The following is a 17,049-nucleotide window of genomic DNA, read 5'->3' as shown; positions in this document are numbered from 1 at the left end:
TGATCGCTTCATGACGCTGCCACTGACCGAACTCGCGCCTGGCGGCCCCCGCCTGTCCCCCATCGTGGCGGGCGCCTGGCGGATGGCGGATTGGCAATGGGACGCCCAGCAGCGCCTGCGCTGGATCGAGCAGTGCGCCGAGCTCGGCGTGACCAGCTTCGACCATGCCGACATCTACGGCGGCTATGCGGTCGAGGGCCTGTTCGGCGAAGCGCTGGTGCTCGCCCCGGCGCTGCGCGAGCGGCTGCAGCTCGTCGGCAAGTGCGGCATCAAGCTCGTCGCGCCGGCCCGCCCTGAGCATCGCATCAAGCACTACGACAGCTCGGCGGCGCACATCGCGGCCAGCGTCGAGACCTCGCTGCGCGCGCTGCGCACCGACCGGCTCGATCTGCTGCTGATCCACCGCCCCGACCCGCTGATGGACGCCGACGAGGTGGCACGCGCCTTCGAGTCGCTGCGCGCGGCCGGCAAGGTGCGGCACTTCGGCGTGTCGAACTTCACGCCGGGGCAGTTCGAGCTGCTGGCCAGCCGCTTTCCGCTGGTCACCAACCAGATCGAGCTGCACCCGCTGCAGCGCGCGCCGCTCACCGACGGCACGCTCGATCAGCTGCAGCGCCTGCGCGTCCGGCCGATGATCTGGTCGCCGCTGGCCGGCGGCGCGCTGCTCGCCGGCGGCGGCGAGACCGAGCGGCGCGTGCAGGCGGCGCTCGGGCACATCGGAGCGCGGCTCGGCGTGAGTGCCGCCACGGTGGCTTTCGCCTGGCTGCTGCGCCACCCGAGCCGGCCGCTGCCGGTGGCGGGCTCGCGCCGCATCGACACGCTTCGCGAAGCCGTGGCCGCCGTGTCGTTGACGCTGGACGCGCAGGGCTGGACCGAGGTCTGGCAGGCCGCCGCCGGGCACGAAGTCGCCTGAGCCGATTGCCCCCATGCTGCCGACCACCCCCGCTTCCGAGGCACCCGGACCGCACAAGTTGCTGGCGCTTTGGGTGATCTCCGGCACCACGCTGGCTTACCTGCTCGTCGGTCTGGCAGCGCTGCAACTGGCCATCCCGCCGAGTTATGCGGCGCCGCTGTTTCCCCCGGCCGGCATCGCGCTGGCGGCCGTGCTGGTGTACGGCCGCATTGCGCTGCCCGGCGTGGTGCTGGGCGCGCTGGGCGTGAACCTGTCGCTCAGTGCCCTGCGCGGCAACCTGGACCTGTCGGCGCTCGGCGTGCCGGTGCTGATCGCGCTGGGCGCCGCGTTGCAGGCCTGGCTGGGCGCGTGGCTGGTGCAACGACATGCTCGCCACCCGCAGGCGATCGACGATCCGCGCGACGTGGCGGTGCTTTTCGGCCTGGGCGGGCTGCTCGCCTGCATGGCCAATGCGAGCGTGGCCACCCTGTCCCTGGTCGCCAGCGGAACGGTCCCCTTGGGCCAGGCGCTGATCACCTGGGTCACGTGGTGGGCCGGCGACTGCTTCGGTGCACTGATCGGCACGCCGATCGCCCTGACGCTGATCGGCAGGCCGCGGGCCGACTGGGCCGGCCGGCGCCTGATGGTCGGCCTGACGCTGGCGCTGGTCACGCTGGTGATGGCGCTGGGGATCGCGCAGGTCGGGCGCTGGGACGAGGAGCGCCTGCGCAACGTCTTCGCGCGCGATGCCAACCACGCCGCCACCGTGCTCGATGCTCGCCTGAAGGAGCCGCTGATGGCGCTCGAGGCGATGCGCGGCGTGTTCATCTCCTCCGACGAGGTGAGCCGCGATGAACTGCGCCGTGCCGCCTCCGCGTGGCTGGCGCCGGGCCGCATCACGGCAATCGGCTGGTACCAGGTCGTCGAACGCCATGCCGTTCCCGCCTTCGAGGCGCAGGCGAGGGCCGAAGGGCTGACGCAATTCCGTGTGTTCGACCGGGCCGATGCACCGGCGGGGTTTCCGCGCGACCGCGTGATCGCGATGCGCTACATCGAACCGATGCGCGACAACGTGGCGGCGCTGGGCCTGAACCTGCTGTCGCTGCCCGCCGCACGCGCGGCGGTGGAGCTCAGCGACCGCACCGACATGCCGGTGGCGAGCGAAGCCTTCACCTTGACCCAGCCGATGGCCGACGGCGATCGCACCGGGGTCGTGGTGTATCGGGCCGTGCACAGCGACGAGAGTTCGACCGAGCCGAAACACCACGGTACCCTGGATGGCGTGCTGTTCGTGACGCTGCGTCCGGGGCCGCTGCTGGCCGCGATCAGCTCGGACCTGCCGCGCTACCTGCGCCTGTGCCTGGTCGACGCCGACCCGCAGGCGGCTCAGCGTCGCCTGGCCGGGCCGCCCGATTGCGACCGCGCCGGCACACCCGGGCTCTCGCACACGAGCACGATCGAATACGCCGGCCGCCGCTGGGAGTTGCGCACCGGCGCCTTGCCGAGCGAGGTGCCGGAAGGCCAGGGCGTGAACGCCTGGCTGTTCTCACTGGTCGGCCTGCTCGGCGCAGCCATGCTGGGCGCGCTGCTTCTGGTGGTCAGCGGCCGCGCGCGACGCATCGAGGGCGCTGTGCGCGAGCGCACGGCTGCGCTCGAGGCCGAGGTGCACGAACGCGAGCGTGCGCAGGCGGCGCTGCGCGACAGCGAGCAGCGCTTCCGCAACATCCTGAACACCGTGCCGATCGGGATCATCTACACCGACCTGCGCGGCAACGTGAAGCAGACCAACCCGCGCTTCTGCGAGCTCACCGGCTACAGCGACGACGAGTTGCTGACCATGACCTCGGCGCAGTACACCCATCCCGACGACGTGGCGCAGGACGTCGAGCTGTCCGGCCGGCTGGTCATCGGCGAGATCCCGATGTACCGGCGCCAGAAGCGCTACATCACCAAGGATGGCCACACTCTGTGGGTGCAGGCGACGGTGACGCTGCTGCGCGACGAGTTCGGCCAGGCACGGCGCATCGTCGGCGTGGTGGAAGACATCGGTGAGCACCTGCGCCTGCAGGAAGCGGAGACAGCGCGCGAGCGGGCCGAGGCCTCGAATCGCGCCAAGAGCGAATTCCTCTCGCGCATGAGCCATGAGCTGCGCACCCCGCTGAACGCCATGCTGGGTTTCGCGCAGCTGCTCGAACTCGACCGCCGCCAGCCCCTGTCTGCCGACCAGCGGCCCTGGGTGGGCCAGATCCAGCAGGCCGGCTGGCATCTGCTGGAGATGATCAACGATGTGCTCGACCTGTCGCGCATCGAGTCGGGCAACCTGAAGCTGCAGATCGAGCCGGTCAACCTGCCCGAGCTGCTGGCGGCGAGCCTGGCCATGGTCGATGCCGACGTCAAACGCCGCGGCCTGCGCGTCAGTACCGAGCTGGCCGACGGTACCGGCGTGCTGATGGGCGACACCACGCGCGTCAAGCAGGTGCTGGTCAACCTGCTGAGCAACGCGGTGAAGTACAACACCGACGGCGGGCGCGTGCACATCGCCAGCCGGCTGCGGCCGCACGACATGGTGGAGATCGCCGTCACCGACACCGGCCTGGGCATGACGGCCGACCAACTCGGCGAGCTGTTCCAGCCCTTCAACCGCCTCGGCCGCGAACGCTCCTCCCAGGAGGGCACCGGCATCGGGCTGGTCATCAGCCAGCGCCTGGCCGAGCTGATGGGCGGCTCGCTGCGCGCACGCAGCATCGCCGGCGAGGGCTCGTCGTTCATCCTCGCGCTGCCGCGCGCCGTCGAGCCCGACACGGTGCCGTCGAACCTGGATCCGCTGATCACCTCGACCGCCGAGTACCACCGGCGCATCGTCCACTACGTCGAGGACAACGAGACCAACGTCGAGGTGATGCGAGGCATCCTCGCGCAGCGGCCTCAGGTGCAGATGGAAGTCTCGATGAACGGCCTGGACGGCCTGCGAGCGATCCGCGCGCAGTTGCCCGACATGGTGCTGCTTGACATGCACCTGCCCGATCTGTCGGGCCTGGAGCTGCTGGCGCGCCTGAAGGCCGATCCGGCCACGGCCGACATCCCGGTTGTGGTGGTGTCGGCCGACGCGACCGCGCAGCAGATCGACGCCGCGCTGCAGGCCGGTGCCAGCCTGTACCTCACCAAGCCGGTGAGCGTGGCGGAGCTGCTCGCCGTGGTCGACGAGGTGCTCGAGCGCAGCGAGACGCGCTTCGGCTGAAGCGTCGCGCTACCAGCGCGCGCCGAAGCTGCGCCGCAGTTCGTCGATTTGCGCCTCGCTCAGCGGATCGACCTCGCCGCGCGACAGCAGCCAGAGCCTGGCGGTCTCTTCCAGCTCTTCCAGGGTCGCCATTGCTTCGGCCGGGCTGTCGTGCCATACGTTCGGGCCCAGGCGCTCGAGCATCACCGCGCGGATCGGCCGACCGGCTGCGCGCGCGCCGGCGATGCGCTCGGCCACCCGCTCGGCAGCCTCGGGTGCGCCCGGCCGGTGGTACGGGATCAGCGGCACGTGACCGACCTTCATGACGTAGTACGGCGTGATCGGCGGCACGATGTCGTCGGGCCGCCAGACGCCCTGCAACGTCAGCGCCACGAGGTGCGTCGAATGCGTATGGATCACGCAACCCGCCGTGTCGTCGGCATCGTAGATGCGGCGGTGCAGTGCGAGCGTCTTGCTGGCGCGGTCGCCTTCGAGCTGGCGACCTTCGAGATCGAGCCGCGCCAGCTTGGCCGGGTCGAGCCTGCCGAGACAGGCGTCGGTGGGCGTGATCAGGTAGCCGTCGGGCAGGCGCACGCTGATGTTGCCGGCGCTGGCGTGCACGTAGCCACGCGCGTACAGGCTCGCGCCGACGCGGCAGACCTCCTCGCGCAGCGAGGCTTCGCTGCTCATCGTTGCACCTCGAAGGCCTTGTCGAAGAAGTCCGTGGCGCCGAAGTTGCCCGACTTCAGCGCCAGGTGCAGCGGCTGGCCGTTGCCCGTGACCGCATGGCACCAGGGCACGCCGGGGTCGATCTGCGCGCCGATGCGCAGGCTGCGCACGCCCAGCGCCTGCACGCAGGCACCGGAGGTCTCGCCGCCGGCCACCACGAGCTGGCCGGTGCCGCTGTGCACCAGGCCGGCGGCCACTTGGGCCAGCGCCTGCTCGACCAGCGTGCCGGCCTTCTCGACGCCCAGCCGGGCCTGCACGGCCTTCACTGCCTCGGGCTGCGCGGTGGCGTAGACGAGCAGCGGCTCGCTGCCCAGCCGCGGGGCCGCCCAATCCAGTGCCTGCGCCGCCATATCGGTGCCGTCGGCCAGGCGCAGCGGGTCGATCGCGAAGCCGCGCCCGGGATGGCGGGCGAGAAAGGCCGCAACCTGCGCGTTTGACGCCGTCGAGCAGCTGCCTGAAACGATGGCGCGTGAGCCCTGTGGCTCGGGCAGCTCGGCCGCGCCGGCGCTGGGCACCAGGCCGAAGTTCGCGGGCAGGCCGATGGCCACGCCGGAGCCGGCGGTCAGCAGCGGCAGCGTGGCAAAGGCGCGGCCCATCGCGTGCAGGTCGGCGTCATCGAGCGCGTCGACGATGGCGATGCCCACGCCGGCGTCGCGCAGCTCGCGCATGCGCTGCGTGATGGCCTCGCTGCCGCGGCGCACCACGGCCTGCTCGATCAGCCCGACGCGGCGCCGGCTCTGCCGCTGCATGACGCGCACGAGGCTCGGGTCGGTCATCGGCGTCAGCGGGTGCTCGCGCATGCTGCCTTCGCTGAGCAGCACGTCGCCGGTGAACAGGTAGCCCTTGTAGACCGTGCGGCCGTTGGCCGGGAAAGCCGGGCAGGCGATCGTGAAGTCGCAGCCCAGGGCATCCATCAGCGCCTCGGTGACCGGGCCGATGTTGCCGCGGTCGGTGGAATCGAAGGTCGAGCAGACCTTGAAGTAGATCTGCTGCGCGCCCTGCGCCCGCAGCCAGCGCAGCGCCGCCAGCGACTGCGCCACCGCCTCGGCGGCCGGGATGGTGCGTGACTTGAGCGCCACCACCACGGCATCGGCGCCGGCGGGCGCGTCGCCGCCCGGTACCCCGATCGTTTGCACCGTGCGCATGCCCGAACGCACCAGGTTGTTGGCGAGGTCGGTGGCCCCGGTGAAATCGTCGGCGATGCAGCCCAGCTTCATGCACTGTCCTCCAGGGCCGGAAGTCTGGCACAGGCGGGCCGCGCCGCACGGGCCCCGTCCGGACCCCGTCCGACCGGCCTGGCGATGTGAGCGACTGCACACATTCGCCGGCTTGGCGCCGTCAGCACTCTCGGGACGCGAGTGCTAATATGGGGGAACAAAAGGAGACTCAGAGTGTCTGATGCTTCCATGAACATGAACTCGACCACAGCACTGACCGTTCGCGACCCGTGGGCGATGGTGCCCTCGCTGGGCAACCTGGATGCCTACATCAGCGCCGCCAACCGCCTGCCCCTGCTCACGCAGGAAGAAGAGGTGTCTCTGGCGCGCCGGTTGCGGGCCAGCGGCGATCTCGACGCGGCCGGGCAGCTGGTGCTGTCGCACCTGCGCCTGGTGGTGTCGATCTCCCGCCAGTACCTCGGCTACGGCCTGCCGCACGGCGACCTGATCCAGGAAGGCAATGTCGGCCTGATGAAGGCCGTCAAGCGCTTCGACCCCGAGCAGGGCGTGCGCCTGGTGAGCTATGCGATGCACTGGATCAAGGCCGAGATCCACGAGTACATCCTGAAGAACTGGCGCATGGTGAAGGTCGCCACGACGAAGGCGCAGCGCAAGCTGTTCTTCAACCTGCGCTCGATGAAGCAGAGCCTGAAGGACGACGCCGCCGACATCGACACGCACCGCTCCACGCTGACGCAGGGCGAGGTCGATACCGTGGCGCGTACGCTGAACGTCAAGCGCGAAGAAGTGCTCGAGATGGAAACGCGCCTGTCCGGCGGTGATGTGGCCCTGGAGCCGCAGACCGACGACGGCGAAGAGAGCTTCGCGCCGATCGCTTACCTGGCCGACGACTCCCACGAGCCCTCGCGCGTGCTCGAAGCGCGCAACCGCGACTGGCTGGCCAGCGACGGCATCGCCCACGCGCTGGGCGCGCTCGATGAGCGCAGCCGCCGCATCGTCGAGGAACGCTGGCTGAAGGTGAACGACGACAGCAGCGGCGGCATGACGCTGCACGAACTGGCGGCGGACTACGGCATCAGCGCCGAACGCGTGCGCCAGATCGAGGTCGCGGCGATGAAGAAGATGCGCAAGGCGCTGGCCGAATCGGCCTGAGCCTTCACGGCAACGCACGACGGCCCCGCGAGGGGCCGTTTGTCATCGTGGGTTCGCCCGGGCTCAGCCGGTGGCCAGCAGGGCCTTGATGTCGGTCGCCAGCGATTCGGCGCCGCCGCCATAGCGCACAAAAAGTCGCAGCTTGCCAGAGGGGTCAAACACGTAGGAACCGGCGGTGTGGTCCATCGTGTAGCTGCCCTCGGTCTTGCCCGGCACCTTGGCGTAGAACACCTTGAACTCCTTGGCCGTGGCGGCGACCTGGTCGGCCGTGCCGCGCAGCGCGACGAAGCTAGGATCGAAGCTGCCCATGTAGGCCTTCAGCAGTTCGGGCGTGTCGCGGTCCGGGTCCACGCTGATGAACACGCCCTGGACCCGCTCGCCATCGGCGCCGAGCGACTTCTTGACCTGGGCAAGCTCGGCCATGGTGGTCGGGCAGACGTCGGGGCATTGCGTGTAGCCGAAGAAGACCACCGTGACCTTGCCCTTGAAATCGGCCAGCGTGCGCACCTTGCCGTCGGGATCGGGCAGCGAGAAGCTGCGCGCGTACTCGGCGCCGGTGACGTCGACACCGCGGAACGAAGGCGCCGCCGCGCCGGGAGCCGAACCTGGCTTCTCGCAGCCGGTCAGCAGCGCCGCAAGGGCAAGGATGCACAGTCGTCGGTGGGCGTTCACAGCAGCAGTCCCAGGTAGTGATCGATCAGCAGCGCTGCGAAGAGCAGCGACAGGTGCCAGATCGAGAAGCGGAAGGTCTTGCGCGCCAGTTGGTCGGAGTACTCGCGCCAGAGTTTCCAGGCGTAGGCGATGAACCCGGCGCCGAGCAGCACCGCCGACAGCAGATAGAACCAGCCGCTCATGCCCGAAATGAAGGGCAGCAGCGTGGCGGCGAACAGCACCAGCGTGTAGAGGAATACGTGCAAGCGCGTGAACTCGGAGCCGTGCGTGATCGGCAGCATCGGCAGGCCCGAGCGGCGGTAGTCTTCGGCGCGGTACAGCGCCAGCGCCCAGAAGTGCGGCGGCGTCCACAGGAAGATGATCAGGCACAGGATCAGCGCCTCAGGGCCGACCTCGCCGCGGATGGCCGCCCAGCCCAGCACCGGCGGCATGGCCCCCGACGCGCCGCCGATGACGATGTTCTGCGGCGTCATCGGCTTGAGCACCACGGTGTAGATCACCGCGTAGCCGACGAAGGTGGCCAGCGTCAGCCACATCGTCAGCGGGTTCACCATGAAGTACAGCAGCGCGCCGCCTGCTGCGCACAGCAGCCCGGAGAAGATCAGTGTCTGCGTCAGCGTGAGCTCGCCGCGCGCCGTCGGCCGCCAGGACGTGCGTGCCATGCGCGAATCGATCTGCTGCTCGATCAGGCAGTTGAACGCCGCGGCGGCCGCGGCCACCAGCCAGATGCCGGCGGTGGCGGCCAGCGCCAAACGCCAGTCGGGCAGGCCCGGCGTGGCCAGCAGCATGCCGATGACAGCGCAGAAGACGATCAACTGCACCACGCGCGGCTTGGTCAGCACGTAGAACTGGCGCACGCGCGACGGCAGCGAGGTCGCGGTGGCGGGATGGGTTGCGAGGGTGTCGGACATGGTCTGGCGGGCGTCGCAGCCTACAGCATCGCGCGGGCGGGCCGGGCGGGCTGTCGGCTGTCGCCTGTTTCTGGAAGGGAGGCCGGTGCCGTGCGGACCAGGAGCACGGCCAGCAACGCGACGAGCACCGCCGCGCCGGCGGTGTGCGCGAGTGCGGCCGCCAGCGGCCAGCCGAGCACCACGTTGCCCAGGCCCGAGGCCAGCTGCCACAGCGCAACGCCGATCAGCGCAAAGGCGGCGCGGCGCGGCGCCGCCTGGGCGCTGCGATGCAGACGCCAGGCCAGCCACAGCAAGGCCACGAACACGGCGTAGGCCATCAGCCGGTGCGTGTAGTGGATCGCCGTGAGTGCGGCAAACGGCAGGAAGTCGCCGCCCCGGGTTTCGCCCAGCTCGCGACGCAGCGTGAAACCGTGGCGGAAGTCCATCTCGGGCCACCACGCGCCCTGGCAGGTGGGGAAGTCGCTGCAGGCCAGCACCGCATAGTTGGTGCTGACCCATCCACCGAGTGAGACCTGCAGCAGCGTCAGCGCGGCCACGGCCAGCAACAGCCGGCGAGTGCCGTGGTCGAGCACCATCGGCCGCGGCAGCGCCAGTTCGCCCTGCACGGCCAGCAGGGCAAGCAGCCCGATGCCGCCGAGCAAGTGCAGCGTGACGATCGCCGGGTAGAGCTTGAGCGTGACGGTGAGCGCCCCGAACGCGCCCTGCGCACAGACCCACACCAGCGTCGCTGTTGCCCACCACGGCGAGATCGTGGACCGCCCACGGCGCGCTTCGTACCAGCTGGCCAGCGCCATCACCGTGATCAGCACGCCCACCGCCGTGGCGAGGTAGCGGTGAACCATCTCGACCCAGGCCTTGCCATGGGTGACCGGGCCGCTGGGGCGCAGCGATTGTTCGGCATGAATCTCGGCCTTCGCACCGAGCGGGCTGGCATTGCCGTAACAACCTGGCCAGTCGGGGCAGCCCAGGCCGGAGTCGGACAGGCGGGTGAAGGCGCCGAACACGACGAGATCGAACGTGAGGAACAGCGTGAGCAGCGTGAGCGCGCGCATCCGGACGGCCGGCGTGGCGCCGCGATGGCGCAACCACACCCAGGCCAGCGGGCCCAGCGCCAGTACCACGCCGAGCGCGGCCATGCGCACGATCGGCGTGAGGTCGTAGAGCGGCTGTGCATCCATGGAGGTGCCGGCGCTCAGGGGCGACCGGCGCGGTCCCATCCGGCCGAGGCGCGCAGCAGCCGCTCGATGTCGCGCTTCAAGCGAGCCGGCTCCGGGTCACCGGGCGCGCGCAGCATCCAGTTGCCGATCGGATCGACCACGTAGAAGTGCTGCTCGAGCGTGTGGCCGGCGGCGGGCGACAACCACTGCGCCAGTGCCTCGCGCGGCACCCGCAGCACGGTGACCGGGTCGCCCTGGCTGACGGCCTGCAGCGTTTCGGGCCGAAGTGCCTGTGCATCGTCGACGAGCCAGACCTTGTCGACGCGGTCCTTCTCGCGCCCGAGCGCCTCGCGCAGCTGGCGCTGCAGCCACAGGCGCTTCTCGCAGCCGGTGTCGCAGGCGCCGCCGGCCACCACCACGAGCAGCCACTGGCCGTGCAAGGACTTCGCCTCGACCGCTCGGCCCTGCAGATCGCTCAGCGGCAGCGCTGCAGGCAGCGGGCGCAGCGGGTCGACGAGCTCACCGTAGTTGGTGCGCCCCTCGGGTCGGTAGAAGAAGTAGGCCATGTAGGAGGCGATCACCGGCGCGGCGCAGACCGCGAGGATCAGCAGCATCTTCAGCCGGCCGCTGGCCGTGCGGCGTGCCGCGTCATCGAGGCCGGGCGAAGGCATCGTGTGCACCGTGAAGCTCAGCGGAGACGCCGCTTCAAGCTTGGCGTCGGAGCCGGGGACGGACGAGTTGGAACCAGACATAAAGACCCGTGATCAAGGCCGCGAGTGCGAACCACTGGAAGGCGTAACCGTAATGCTTGTGGACGTCGACCGCCGGCGCCGGCCATTGCCGCAGCAGCCCGTCGCCCGCGGTCCCGGCACTGTCGGCCTGCAGCAACGACAGCGGCCGCAGCCGCAGCCCCGTCTCTTGTGCGAACCCGTCGAGATCGAGATTCTGCCGGATCGGCCCCTGCCCTTCGGCGCCGAGCTCGTAGAGCCTTGACGGTGGCGGGGCGATGCGGCCCTCGACTTCCACCACGCCTTCGGTCGCCGGCACGGCCGGCACGCGCGTGCGGTCGTTGGCATCGCGTGGCACCCAGCCGCGCTGCACCAGCACGGCGTCGCCGCCTTCTCCGATCAGCAGCGGCGTCACGACGTAGAAGCCCGGCCGGCCGGCCATCGGGCGGTTGTCGAGGAACACCGTGCGGCCATCGACCCAGCGGCCGCGCAGCGCGACGCGCCGGAAGTGCTGCGTCGCGGCCTGCTGCACTTCGGCAGCCAGTTCAGCCTGCGCCAGCGGTGGCGCCGAACCGCGCGAATCGAGCGCGGCCTGCGCCTGCTCCTTCTCGGCGGCGCGAGAGAGTTGCCACGCGCCCAGCCGGGCGGTCAGGCTCGCGCCGAGCAGCGCGGCCAGCAGCACCAGAGCGGCCCGTTGCCGCACGCCGAGCCCGCTCACCTGCGAAACCCCTTCACGGGGCAAGGCGGATAATCGGCTCGCATGAAGATCCTGCTTGCGGTGGCGTTCGTCGGCATTCTCGGAGCGCTGTTGTCGGCGGGCGTGTTCATGGTGCGCGATGGCCGCGACGGCAAGCCCAAGACCGGCAACATGATGCGCGCACTAGCCCTGCGGGTGGCCCTGTCGGTGCTGCTGTTCGCCTGCGTCATGCTGGCCTGGTGGATGGGGTGGATCCAGCCCAAGGGCCTGCCGATCGGTCGCTGAACCGCGCGGTGATCGGCCGGCAATGAAAAACGCCGCTTGCGCGGCGTTCTTCGCGGGTGCCGGGTCGCTGCGTCAGGCCCAGTACACCACGATGTACAGGCCCAGCCAGACCACGTCGACGAAGTGCCAGTACCAGGCGGCACCCTCGAAGCCGAAATGCCGCTGCGGCGTGAAGTGGCCCTTCATCAGGCGCAGCGTGATGAACAGCAGCATCAGCATGCCCACGAGCACGTGGAAACCGTGGAAGCCGGTGAGCATGAAGAAGGTCGATCCGTAGGCGCCGGAACTGAGCTTGAGGTTCAGGTCGCGGTAGGCATGCATGTACTCGTAGGCCTGCACGCACAGGAAGGTGGCGCCCAGCAACACGGTGATCCACATCCACAGGATCGTCTTTCCGCGGTTGCCGGCGACGAGCGCGTGGTGCGCGATCGTGAGCGTCACGCCGGAAGTCAGCAGCAGCAGCGTGTTGATGGTGGGCAGCGGCCACGGGCCCATGGTCGTGAAGGGCTCGACGATGCCGGCCGGCGACCCGGTGGCCCCGGCGGCGGCACTCGGCCAGACCGCCTTGAAGTCGGGCCACAACAGCGCGTTCTCGAGGCTGCCCAGGTTGGGCAGAGAGTGCAGGCGAGTCCAGTACAGCGCGCCGAAGAAGGCGCCGAAGAACATCACCTCCGAGAAGATGAACCAGCTCATGCTCCAGCGGAACGAGACGTCGATGCGACTGCCGTACAGGCCGCTTTCACTCTCGTTGATGGCCGCGCGGAACCAGCCCTGCAGGATGAACGCCCACATCAGGAAGCCGAACAGCGTGACCCAGGCGCCCCAGCCGTGGCCATTGACCCACTGGCCCGCGCCGAGGATGACGAAGAACAGTCCCGTGGCGGTGAGCACCGGGAAGTGCGAAGGCGCCGGGATGAAGTAGTAGGGGGTCTGCCCGTGTTGTGTCGCTGCCGACATGATTTCTCCTCAGGGTCCTGTTCGATTCTCTATGTCGCCACACCGCTGGCGATGATCCAGTTCACCAGCAGCGCCAGCGCCGCAATGAACAATAACGCGCCGATCACGCCGGCAATCACCACGTGCACCGGGTTGAGCTTGCCGATGTCCTGCTCGTAGCCGCTGGACTTGCGGATACCGAAGAACGACCAGGCCACCGCCCGCATCGTCTGCAGGAAGGAGCCCTTGCGCTGCACCGCTTCGCGCAGGCCGTCGCTCATGTGCGCGGCTCCTGCACGGGCGCACGCACCGTCGCCTCCGGTTCGGCCGGCGTCTTGCCGCCGACCTCGAAGAAGGTGTACGACAGCGTGATCGTGCGCACGTCCTTCGGCAGTTTCGGGTCGACGATGAACACCACCGGCCACTGCTTGCTCTCGCCCGCCTTCAGCGTGTATTCGTTGAAGCAGAAGCACTCGATCTTGTTGAAGTGCGCCATTGCCTGCCGCGGCGCGTAGCTCGGGATGGCCTGCGCGGCCATCGTGCGGTTCTGCTTGTTGCGGAACTCGTACATCACCGTGGCCATCTCGCCCGGATGCACGTCCACCGAGCGCTTGGCGGGCTTGAAGTCCCAAGGGCCGCGGGCGTTGGCGTCGAACTCCACCGTGACGACCCTGCTGGTGTCGACCTGCGTGTTGCGCTCGGCAGGCGCGTTTCCCGGCACCTGCCGCTCGGCCACCGACAACACGTTGATGCCCAGCGCCGAACAGATGGCACGGTACATGGGCACCAGGGCATAGCCGAAGCCGAACATCAGCGCAGCCACGACGACCAGCTTGCCGACCATGCGCAGGTTGTCGCTGCGCAGGGTCGGATCGGGCCCGATCGGAGGGTTCGACATGCCGGATTCAGACGCCGATGAACGCGCTCTTCACCATGAAGCCGACGAACAGCGCCACCGCCACGGAGGCCAGGATCAGGCCCAGGCGCAGGTTGCTCTTCTTCTGCTCGGGGGTCAGCGCCATGGTGTCAGCCCAGCACCTTGGTGGCCGACGGGTTCAGCAGCGGCGGCGTCTCGAAGGTATGGAACGGCGCCGGCGACGGCACTTCCCACTCCAGGCCTTCGGCGCCGTCCCAGGGCTGCTGGGGCGCCTTCGCGCCCTGGCCGCGCATGGTCGGTAGCACGACGAAGAAGAAGAAGTAGACCTGCATCAGCCCGAAGCCGAAGGCGCCCACCGACGCGAGCATGTTGAAGTCGGCGAACTGCATGGGGTAGTCGGCATAACGGCGCGGCATGCCGGCCAGCCCGAGGAAGTGCATCGGGAAGAAGGTCACGTTGAAGAAGATCAGCGAGCCCCAGAAGTGGATCTTGCCGCGCGTCTCGTTGTACATGACGCCGGTCCACTTCGGGCTCCAGTAGTAGTAGCCGGCGAACAGCGCGTACAGCGAGCCGGCCACCAGCACGTAGTGGAAGTGCGCGACGACGTAGTAGGTGTCCTGGATCTGGATGTCGACCGGCGCCATCGCGCAGATCAGGCCGGTGAAGCCGCCCATCGTGAACACGAACAGGAAGCCGACGGCGAACAGCATCGGCGTCTCGAAGGTCATCGAGCCGCGCCACATGGTGGCGATCCAGTTGAACACCTTCACGCCGGTGGGCACCGCGATCAGCATGGTCGCGTACATGAAGAACAGCTGGCCCGTCACCGGCATGCCGGTGGTGAACATGTGGTGCGCCCACACGATGAACGACAGGATGGCGATCGAAGAGGTCGCATAGACCATCGAGGTGTAGCCGAACAGCTTCTTGCGCGCGAACGCCGGGATGATGGCGCTGACGATGCCGAAGGCCGGCAGGATCATGATGTAGACCTCGGGGTGGCCGAAGAACCAGAAGATGTGCTGGTACATCACCGGGTCGCCGCCGCCGGCGGGGTTGAAGAAGTGCGTGCCGAAGTGGCGGTCGGTCAGCGTCATCGTGATGGCGCCGGCGAGCACGGGCATCACCGCGATCAGCAGGTAGGCGGTGATCAGCCAGGTCCAGCAGAACAGCGGCATCTTCATCAGCGTCATGCGCGGCGCGCGCATGTTCAGGATCGTGACGATGATGTTGATCGAGCCCATGATCGAGCTCGCACCCATGATGTGCATCGCGAAGATGCCGGCGTCCATCGACGGGCCCATCTGCAGCGTCAGCGGCGCGTACAGCGTCCAGCCTGCGGCGGGCGCGCCGCCAGGCATGAAGAACGAGCCGACGAGCATCGCTCCGGCCGGGATCAGGAGCCAGAAGCTCAGGTTGTTCATGCGCGCGAAGGCCATGTCCGCTGCGCCGATCTGCAGCGGGATCATCCAGTTCGCGAAGCCGACGAAGGCCGGCATGATCGCGCCGAACACCATGATCAGGCCGTGCATCGTGGTCAGCTGGTTGAACAGCTGCGGGTTCACGATCTGCAGGCCGGGCTGGAACAGCTCGGCGCGGATCAGCAGCGCGAGAACGCCGCCGACCATCAGCATCGCGAACGAGAACAGCAGGTACATCGTGCCGATGTCCTTGTGGTTCGTCGCGAACAGCCAGCGGCGCCAGCCGTGGGGTGCGTGGTGATCGTGATCGTGGTCGTGATCGTGGGCGTGGTCACCGTGGTGGCCATGCTGGTCAATGACTGCGCTCATGCCGTTTCCTTATGCCTTCTGATTCGACGAGTTCTTACTTGCGTGCAGCGACGACGTCGGCCGGCTGAACGAGCTGCCCGGTCTTGTTGGACCAGTTGTTCTTCGTGTAGGTGATCACCGCGGCGATCTCCGTGTCCGACAGCTGCTTCCAGGCGGGCATGGCACCGTTGTTCTGGCCATTGAGCAGCACCTGGATCTGCTTGAGCTTGTCAGCATCGAGCACCACGGCAGCGCCGTCCAGCGGCTTGATCGGGCCGGCGCCCTTGCCGCTGGCCTGGTGGCAGGCGGCGCAGTTGGCGGCGTAGACCTTCTCGCCGCGGGCCACCAGCTCGTCGAGCTTCCATTCCTTGGTCGGGTCGTCGGCCAGCGCGGCCATGGCCTTCTTCTTGCCATCGACCCAGGCGGTGTAGTCGGCAGCCGACAGCACCTTCACGTGGATCGGCATGTAGGCGTGTTCCTTGCCGCACAGCTCGGCGCACTGGCCGTAGAAGTCGCCGGTCTTCTCGGCACGGAACCAGGTGTCACGAACGAAGCCGGGGATCGCGTCCTGCTTGATGCCGAAGGCCGGCACCATGAAGGCATGGATCACGTCATTGGCGGTGGTGATGATGCGGATCTTCTTGTCCACCGGCACGACCAGCGGGTTGTCGACCTTGAGCAGGTAGTTGTCGGTCGCCGGCGGCTTGCCGCTGTTGGACATCTCGCGGTGCGTCACGTCGAGGGTGGAGACGAAGCCGATGCCCTCGCCCTCGCCCTTGAGGTAATCGTAGCCCCACTTCCACTGGATACCCGTCGCCTTGATCGTGAGGTCGGCGGAGCTGGTGTCCTTCATCGCCACGACCGTCTTGGTGGCGGGCAGCGCCATGCCGATCACGATGAGCAAGGGCACGACCGTCCAGGCGATTTCCACCTTGACGCTCTCGTGGAAGTTGGCCGACACAGCCCCCTTCGACTTCCGGTGCTTGAAGATCGAATAGAACATCACGCCGAACACGGCGACGAAGATCACCGTGCAGATGACCAGCATGAAGTAGTGCAGCCAGCGCTGGTCGGCGGCGATCTGCGTGACCGGCGGGTGCAGGTCGAGCTGATTGACCGCCGGGCCGCCGGGCAGGTTGTTCACGGCCATGGCGGCTTGCGTCGCCAGCGTGGCACCTGCGGTAAGGGCGACTCGCGCCAACGTTGCACGGAGTGATTTGATCGTCTTCATCGTTGTCACGTCAGTTTCTGGATCCCGCTCAGGCCGAACCAGGCACGAGCCCCTGCACCGCTTCATGCCGCCGCAGCACCCACCGCATCTCATCGGCGAGTTGCCGCCGCAACTCGGGTCGCACGAAGCGCCCCACCCTCACCTTCCGGCCACGCTCGCACAGCTCGATCAGCGAACCGTCACGGGACATGGACACCACCCTCACCCACTCGGTGCAGAACTCGCACCGCTCGGTTCGCGCGCCAGAGGCCCGCTCGACCGTCAACAGCCCGCCCTGCAGCCAGATGCTCTCTCGGTCGGTGACGTGGCGCGCGTGCACCAGCAGCGCCACACCGACCGCCAGCACTTCCAGCCAGGCGAAGGGCATGACCAGCGTCGCACCCAGCCACCAGAATATTCCGGCAATGCCGAGAGAGATGCCGCTCAAACCCAGGTAAAACCCCAACATCTGCCTCGGCGTCAACGAACAATTGCGTCGAAGCTCCCATTGCACCGAACAAGGACCCGAACCCGCCTGCGAAGCGCGCCCGAACCGCAATCGTGGCGGACCGGGATCGCTCGACATCGAAGAGGCGTCGATCGTCATCCTTGCTTACTGCTCGCTGACTGCGCGTACGA

At 68.5% G+C, this 17,049-nt stretch carries 18 protein-coding genes; 4 read left to right on the top strand and 14 right to left on the bottom strand.

Going from position 1 to position 17,049, the window contains the following annotated elements; all coding sequences use genetic code 11:
* Nucleotides 1–10: 10 nt before the first annotated feature.
* Together HZ992_RS04270 and HZ992_RS04265 are read left to right on the top strand one after the other, a co-directional pair.
* Nucleotides 11–913, top strand: coding sequence for an aldo/keto reductase (locus tag HZ992_RS04270; protein WP_209385448.1), 903 nt, complete (start codon nt 11–13; stop codon nt 911–913).
* A gap of 13 nt (nt 914–926) precedes the next feature.
* Nucleotides 927–4,130 carry a PAS domain S-box protein gene (locus HZ992_RS04265; protein ID WP_209385447.1) on the top strand — a complete coding sequence of 1,068 codons (3,204 nt, stop codon included), beginning with the start codon at nt 927–929 and terminating at the stop codon, nt 4,128–4,130.
* Between the two features lie 9 nt (nt 4,131–4,139).
* On the opposite strand, the gene HZ992_RS04260 is transcribed toward HZ992_RS04265, so the two are convergent.
* Nucleotides 4,140–4,799 carry a class II aldolase/adducin family protein gene (locus HZ992_RS04260; protein WP_209385446.1) on the bottom strand — a complete coding sequence of 220 codons (660 nt, stop codon included), beginning with the start codon at nt 4,797–4,799 and terminating at the stop codon, nt 4,140–4,142.
* Nucleotides 4,796–6,055, bottom strand: a complete 1,260-nt coding sequence (gene otnK / locus HZ992_RS04255) for a 3-oxo-tetronate kinase (protein ID WP_209385445.1) — start codon at nt 6,053–6,055, stop codon at nt 4,796–4,798. Before otnK ends, HZ992_RS04260 begins: the two co-directional genes overlap by 4 nt.
* Nucleotides 6,056–6,250: 195 nt before the next feature.
* On the opposite strand from otnK, the gene rpoH reads away from it, so the two are divergent.
* Nucleotides 6,251–7,168, top strand: coding sequence for an RNA polymerase sigma factor RpoH (rpoH, locus tag HZ992_RS04250; RefSeq protein WP_371816787.1), 918 nt, complete (start codon nt 6,251–6,253; stop codon nt 7,166–7,168).
* 63 nt (nt 7,169–7,231) lie between these two features.
* On the opposite strand, the gene HZ992_RS04245 is transcribed toward rpoH, so the two are convergent.
* Genes HZ992_RS04245 through HZ992_RS04225 form a run of 5 tightly spaced genes read right to left on the bottom strand, consistent with a single transcriptional unit; the run spans nt 7,232 to nt 11,318 of the window.
* Complete coding sequence (locus HZ992_RS04245) at nt 7,232–7,840, bottom strand: SCO family protein (protein WP_371816786.1); 609 nt, start codon at nt 7,838–7,840, stop codon at nt 7,232–7,234.
* The gene (cyoE, locus tag HZ992_RS04240) at nt 7,837–8,751 is read right to left on the bottom strand and encodes a heme o synthase (protein ID WP_209385444.1); all 915 of its coding nucleotides are present in this window, start codon (nt 8,749–8,751) and stop codon (nt 7,837–7,839) included. The genes HZ992_RS04245 and cyoE overlap by 4 nt, the downstream gene beginning before the upstream one ends.
* Nucleotides 8,752–8,771: 20 nt before the next feature.
* Nucleotides 8,772–9,929, bottom strand: a complete 1,158-nt coding sequence (locus HZ992_RS04235; protein WP_209385443.1) for a COX15/CtaA family protein — start codon at nt 9,927–9,929, stop codon at nt 8,772–8,774.
* 14 nt (nt 9,930–9,943) lie between these two features.
* Nucleotides 9,944–10,660, bottom strand: a complete 717-nt coding sequence (locus tag HZ992_RS04230; RefSeq protein WP_209385442.1) for a redox-active disulfide-containing membrane protein — start codon at nt 10,658–10,660, stop codon at nt 9,944–9,946.
* On the bottom strand, nt 10,614–11,318 hold the full coding sequence (locus HZ992_RS04225) for an SURF1 family protein (protein ID WP_371816785.1): 705 nt from the start codon (nt 11,316–11,318) through the stop codon (nt 10,614–10,616). The genes HZ992_RS04230 and HZ992_RS04225 overlap by 47 nt, the downstream gene beginning before the upstream one ends.
* Before the next feature lie 78 nt (nt 11,319–11,396).
* Between HZ992_RS04225 and HZ992_RS04220 the strand changes: the two genes are divergently transcribed.
* Nucleotides 11,397–11,618 carry a twin transmembrane helix small protein gene (locus HZ992_RS04220; protein ID WP_209385441.1) on the top strand — a complete coding sequence of 74 codons (222 nt, stop codon included), beginning with the start codon at nt 11,397–11,399 and terminating at the stop codon, nt 11,616–11,618.
* A gap of 72 nt (nt 11,619–11,690) precedes the next feature.
* Here HZ992_RS04220 and HZ992_RS04215 read toward each other — a convergent pair whose 3' ends face one another.
* Genes HZ992_RS04215 through HZ992_RS04185 form a run of 7 tightly spaced genes read right to left on the bottom strand, consistent with a single transcriptional unit; the run spans nt 11,691 to nt 17,017 of the window.
* Complete coding sequence (locus tag HZ992_RS04215; RefSeq protein WP_209385440.1) at nt 11,691–12,575, bottom strand: cytochrome c oxidase subunit 3; 885 nt, start codon at nt 12,573–12,575, stop codon at nt 11,691–11,693.
* Between the two features lie 29 nt (nt 12,576–12,604).
* A complete protein-coding gene (locus HZ992_RS04210) occupies nt 12,605–12,835 on the bottom strand; it encodes a DUF2970 domain-containing protein (protein WP_209385439.1) in 231 nt (76 codons plus the stop codon).
* Nucleotides 12,832–13,452 (bottom strand): cytochrome c oxidase assembly protein, encoded by a 621-nt coding sequence (locus tag HZ992_RS04205; RefSeq protein WP_209385438.1) that lies wholly within the window; start codon nt 13,450–13,452, stop codon nt 12,832–12,834. Before HZ992_RS04205 ends, HZ992_RS04210 begins: the two co-directional genes overlap by 4 nt.
* Before the next feature lie 7 nt (nt 13,453–13,459).
* Nucleotides 13,460–13,576 (bottom strand): cytochrome oxidase small assembly protein, encoded by a 117-nt coding sequence (locus HZ992_RS04200; RefSeq protein ID WP_209385437.1) that lies wholly within the window; start codon nt 13,574–13,576, stop codon nt 13,460–13,462.
* A gap of 4 nt (nt 13,577–13,580) precedes the next feature.
* Nucleotides 13,581–15,221, bottom strand: a complete 1,641-nt coding sequence (gene ctaD, locus HZ992_RS04195) for a cytochrome c oxidase subunit I (protein ID WP_209385436.1) — start codon at nt 15,219–15,221, stop codon at nt 13,581–13,583.
* A 34-nt stretch (nt 15,222–15,255) separates the two neighbouring features.
* Nucleotides 15,256–16,431 (bottom strand): cytochrome c oxidase subunit II, encoded by a 1,176-nt coding sequence (gene coxB / locus HZ992_RS04190; protein WP_209385435.1) that lies wholly within the window; start codon nt 16,429–16,431, stop codon nt 15,256–15,258.
* A 28-nt stretch (nt 16,432–16,459) separates the two neighbouring features.
* Entirely contained in the window at nt 16,460–17,017 is a 558-nt protein-coding gene (locus tag HZ992_RS04185; protein ID WP_245213347.1) for a DUF2244 domain-containing protein, read from the bottom strand.
* Between the last annotated feature and the right edge of the window lie 32 nt (nt 17,018–17,049).

Origin of the sequence: Rhizobacter sp. AJA081-3 (assembly GCF_017795745.1) — a bacterium.
Lineage (GTDB): Bacteria > Pseudomonadota > Gammaproteobacteria > Burkholderiales > Burkholderiaceae_C > Piscinibacter.
This window is presented reverse-complemented; position numbering and strand designations above follow the sequence as displayed.

Bases quoted from the DNA above. Each gene is read 5' to 3' on its own strand.
- HZ992_RS04200 (WP_209385437.1), bottom strand. From the start codon at position 13,576: ATGGCGCTGACCCCCGAGCAGAAGAAGAGCAACCTGCGCCTGGGCCTG.
- HZ992_RS04270 (WP_209385448.1), top strand. From the start codon at position 11: ATGACGCTGCCACTGACCGAACTCGCGCCTGGCGGCCCCCGCCTGTCC.
- HZ992_RS04265 (WP_209385447.1), top strand. From the start codon at position 927: ATGCTGCCGACCACCCCCGCTTCCGAGGCACCCGGACCGCACAAGTTG.
- HZ992_RS04260 (WP_209385446.1), bottom strand. From the start codon at position 4,799: ATGAGCAGCGAAGCCTCGCTGCGCGAGGAGGTCTGCCGCGTCGGCGCG.
- coxB (WP_209385435.1), bottom strand. From the start codon at position 16,431: ATGAAGACGATCAAATCACTCCGTGCAACGTTGGCGCGAGTCGCCCTT.
- HZ992_RS04235 (WP_209385443.1), bottom strand. From the start codon at position 9,929: ATGGATGCACAGCCGCTCTACGACCTCACGCCGATCGTGCGCATGGCC.
- HZ992_RS04220 (WP_209385441.1), top strand. From the start codon at position 11,397: ATGAAGATCCTGCTTGCGGTGGCGTTCGTCGGCATTCTCGGAGCGCTG.
- cyoE (WP_209385444.1), bottom strand. From the start codon at position 8,751: ATGTCCGACACCCTCGCAACCCATCCCGCCACCGCGACCTCGCTGCCG.
- otnK (WP_209385445.1), bottom strand. From the start codon at position 6,055: ATGAAGCTGGGCTGCATCGCCGACGATTTCACCGGGGCCACCGACCTC.
- HZ992_RS04215 (WP_209385440.1), bottom strand. From the start codon at position 12,575: ATGTCGGCAGCGACACAACACGGGCAGACCCCCTACTACTTCATCCCG.
- HZ992_RS04205 (WP_209385438.1), bottom strand. From the start codon at position 13,452: ATGTCGAACCCTCCGATCGGGCCCGATCCGACCCTGCGCAGCGACAAC.
- ctaD (WP_209385436.1), bottom strand. From the start codon at position 15,221: ATGAGCGCAGTCATTGACCAGCATGGCCACCACGGTGACCACGCCCAC.
- HZ992_RS04210 (WP_209385439.1), bottom strand. From the start codon at position 12,835: ATGAGCGACGGCCTGCGCGAAGCGGTGCAGCGCAAGGGCTCCTTCCTG.
- HZ992_RS04230 (WP_209385442.1), bottom strand. From the start codon at position 10,660: ATGTCTGGTTCCAACTCGTCCGTCCCCGGCTCCGACGCCAAGCTTGAA.
- rpoH (WP_371816787.1), top strand. From the start codon at position 6,251: ATGAACTCGACCACAGCACTGACCGTTCGCGACCCGTGGGCGATGGTG.
- HZ992_RS04185 (WP_245213347.1), bottom strand. From the start codon at position 17,017: ATGACGATCGACGCCTCTTCGATGTCGAGCGATCCCGGTCCGCCACGA.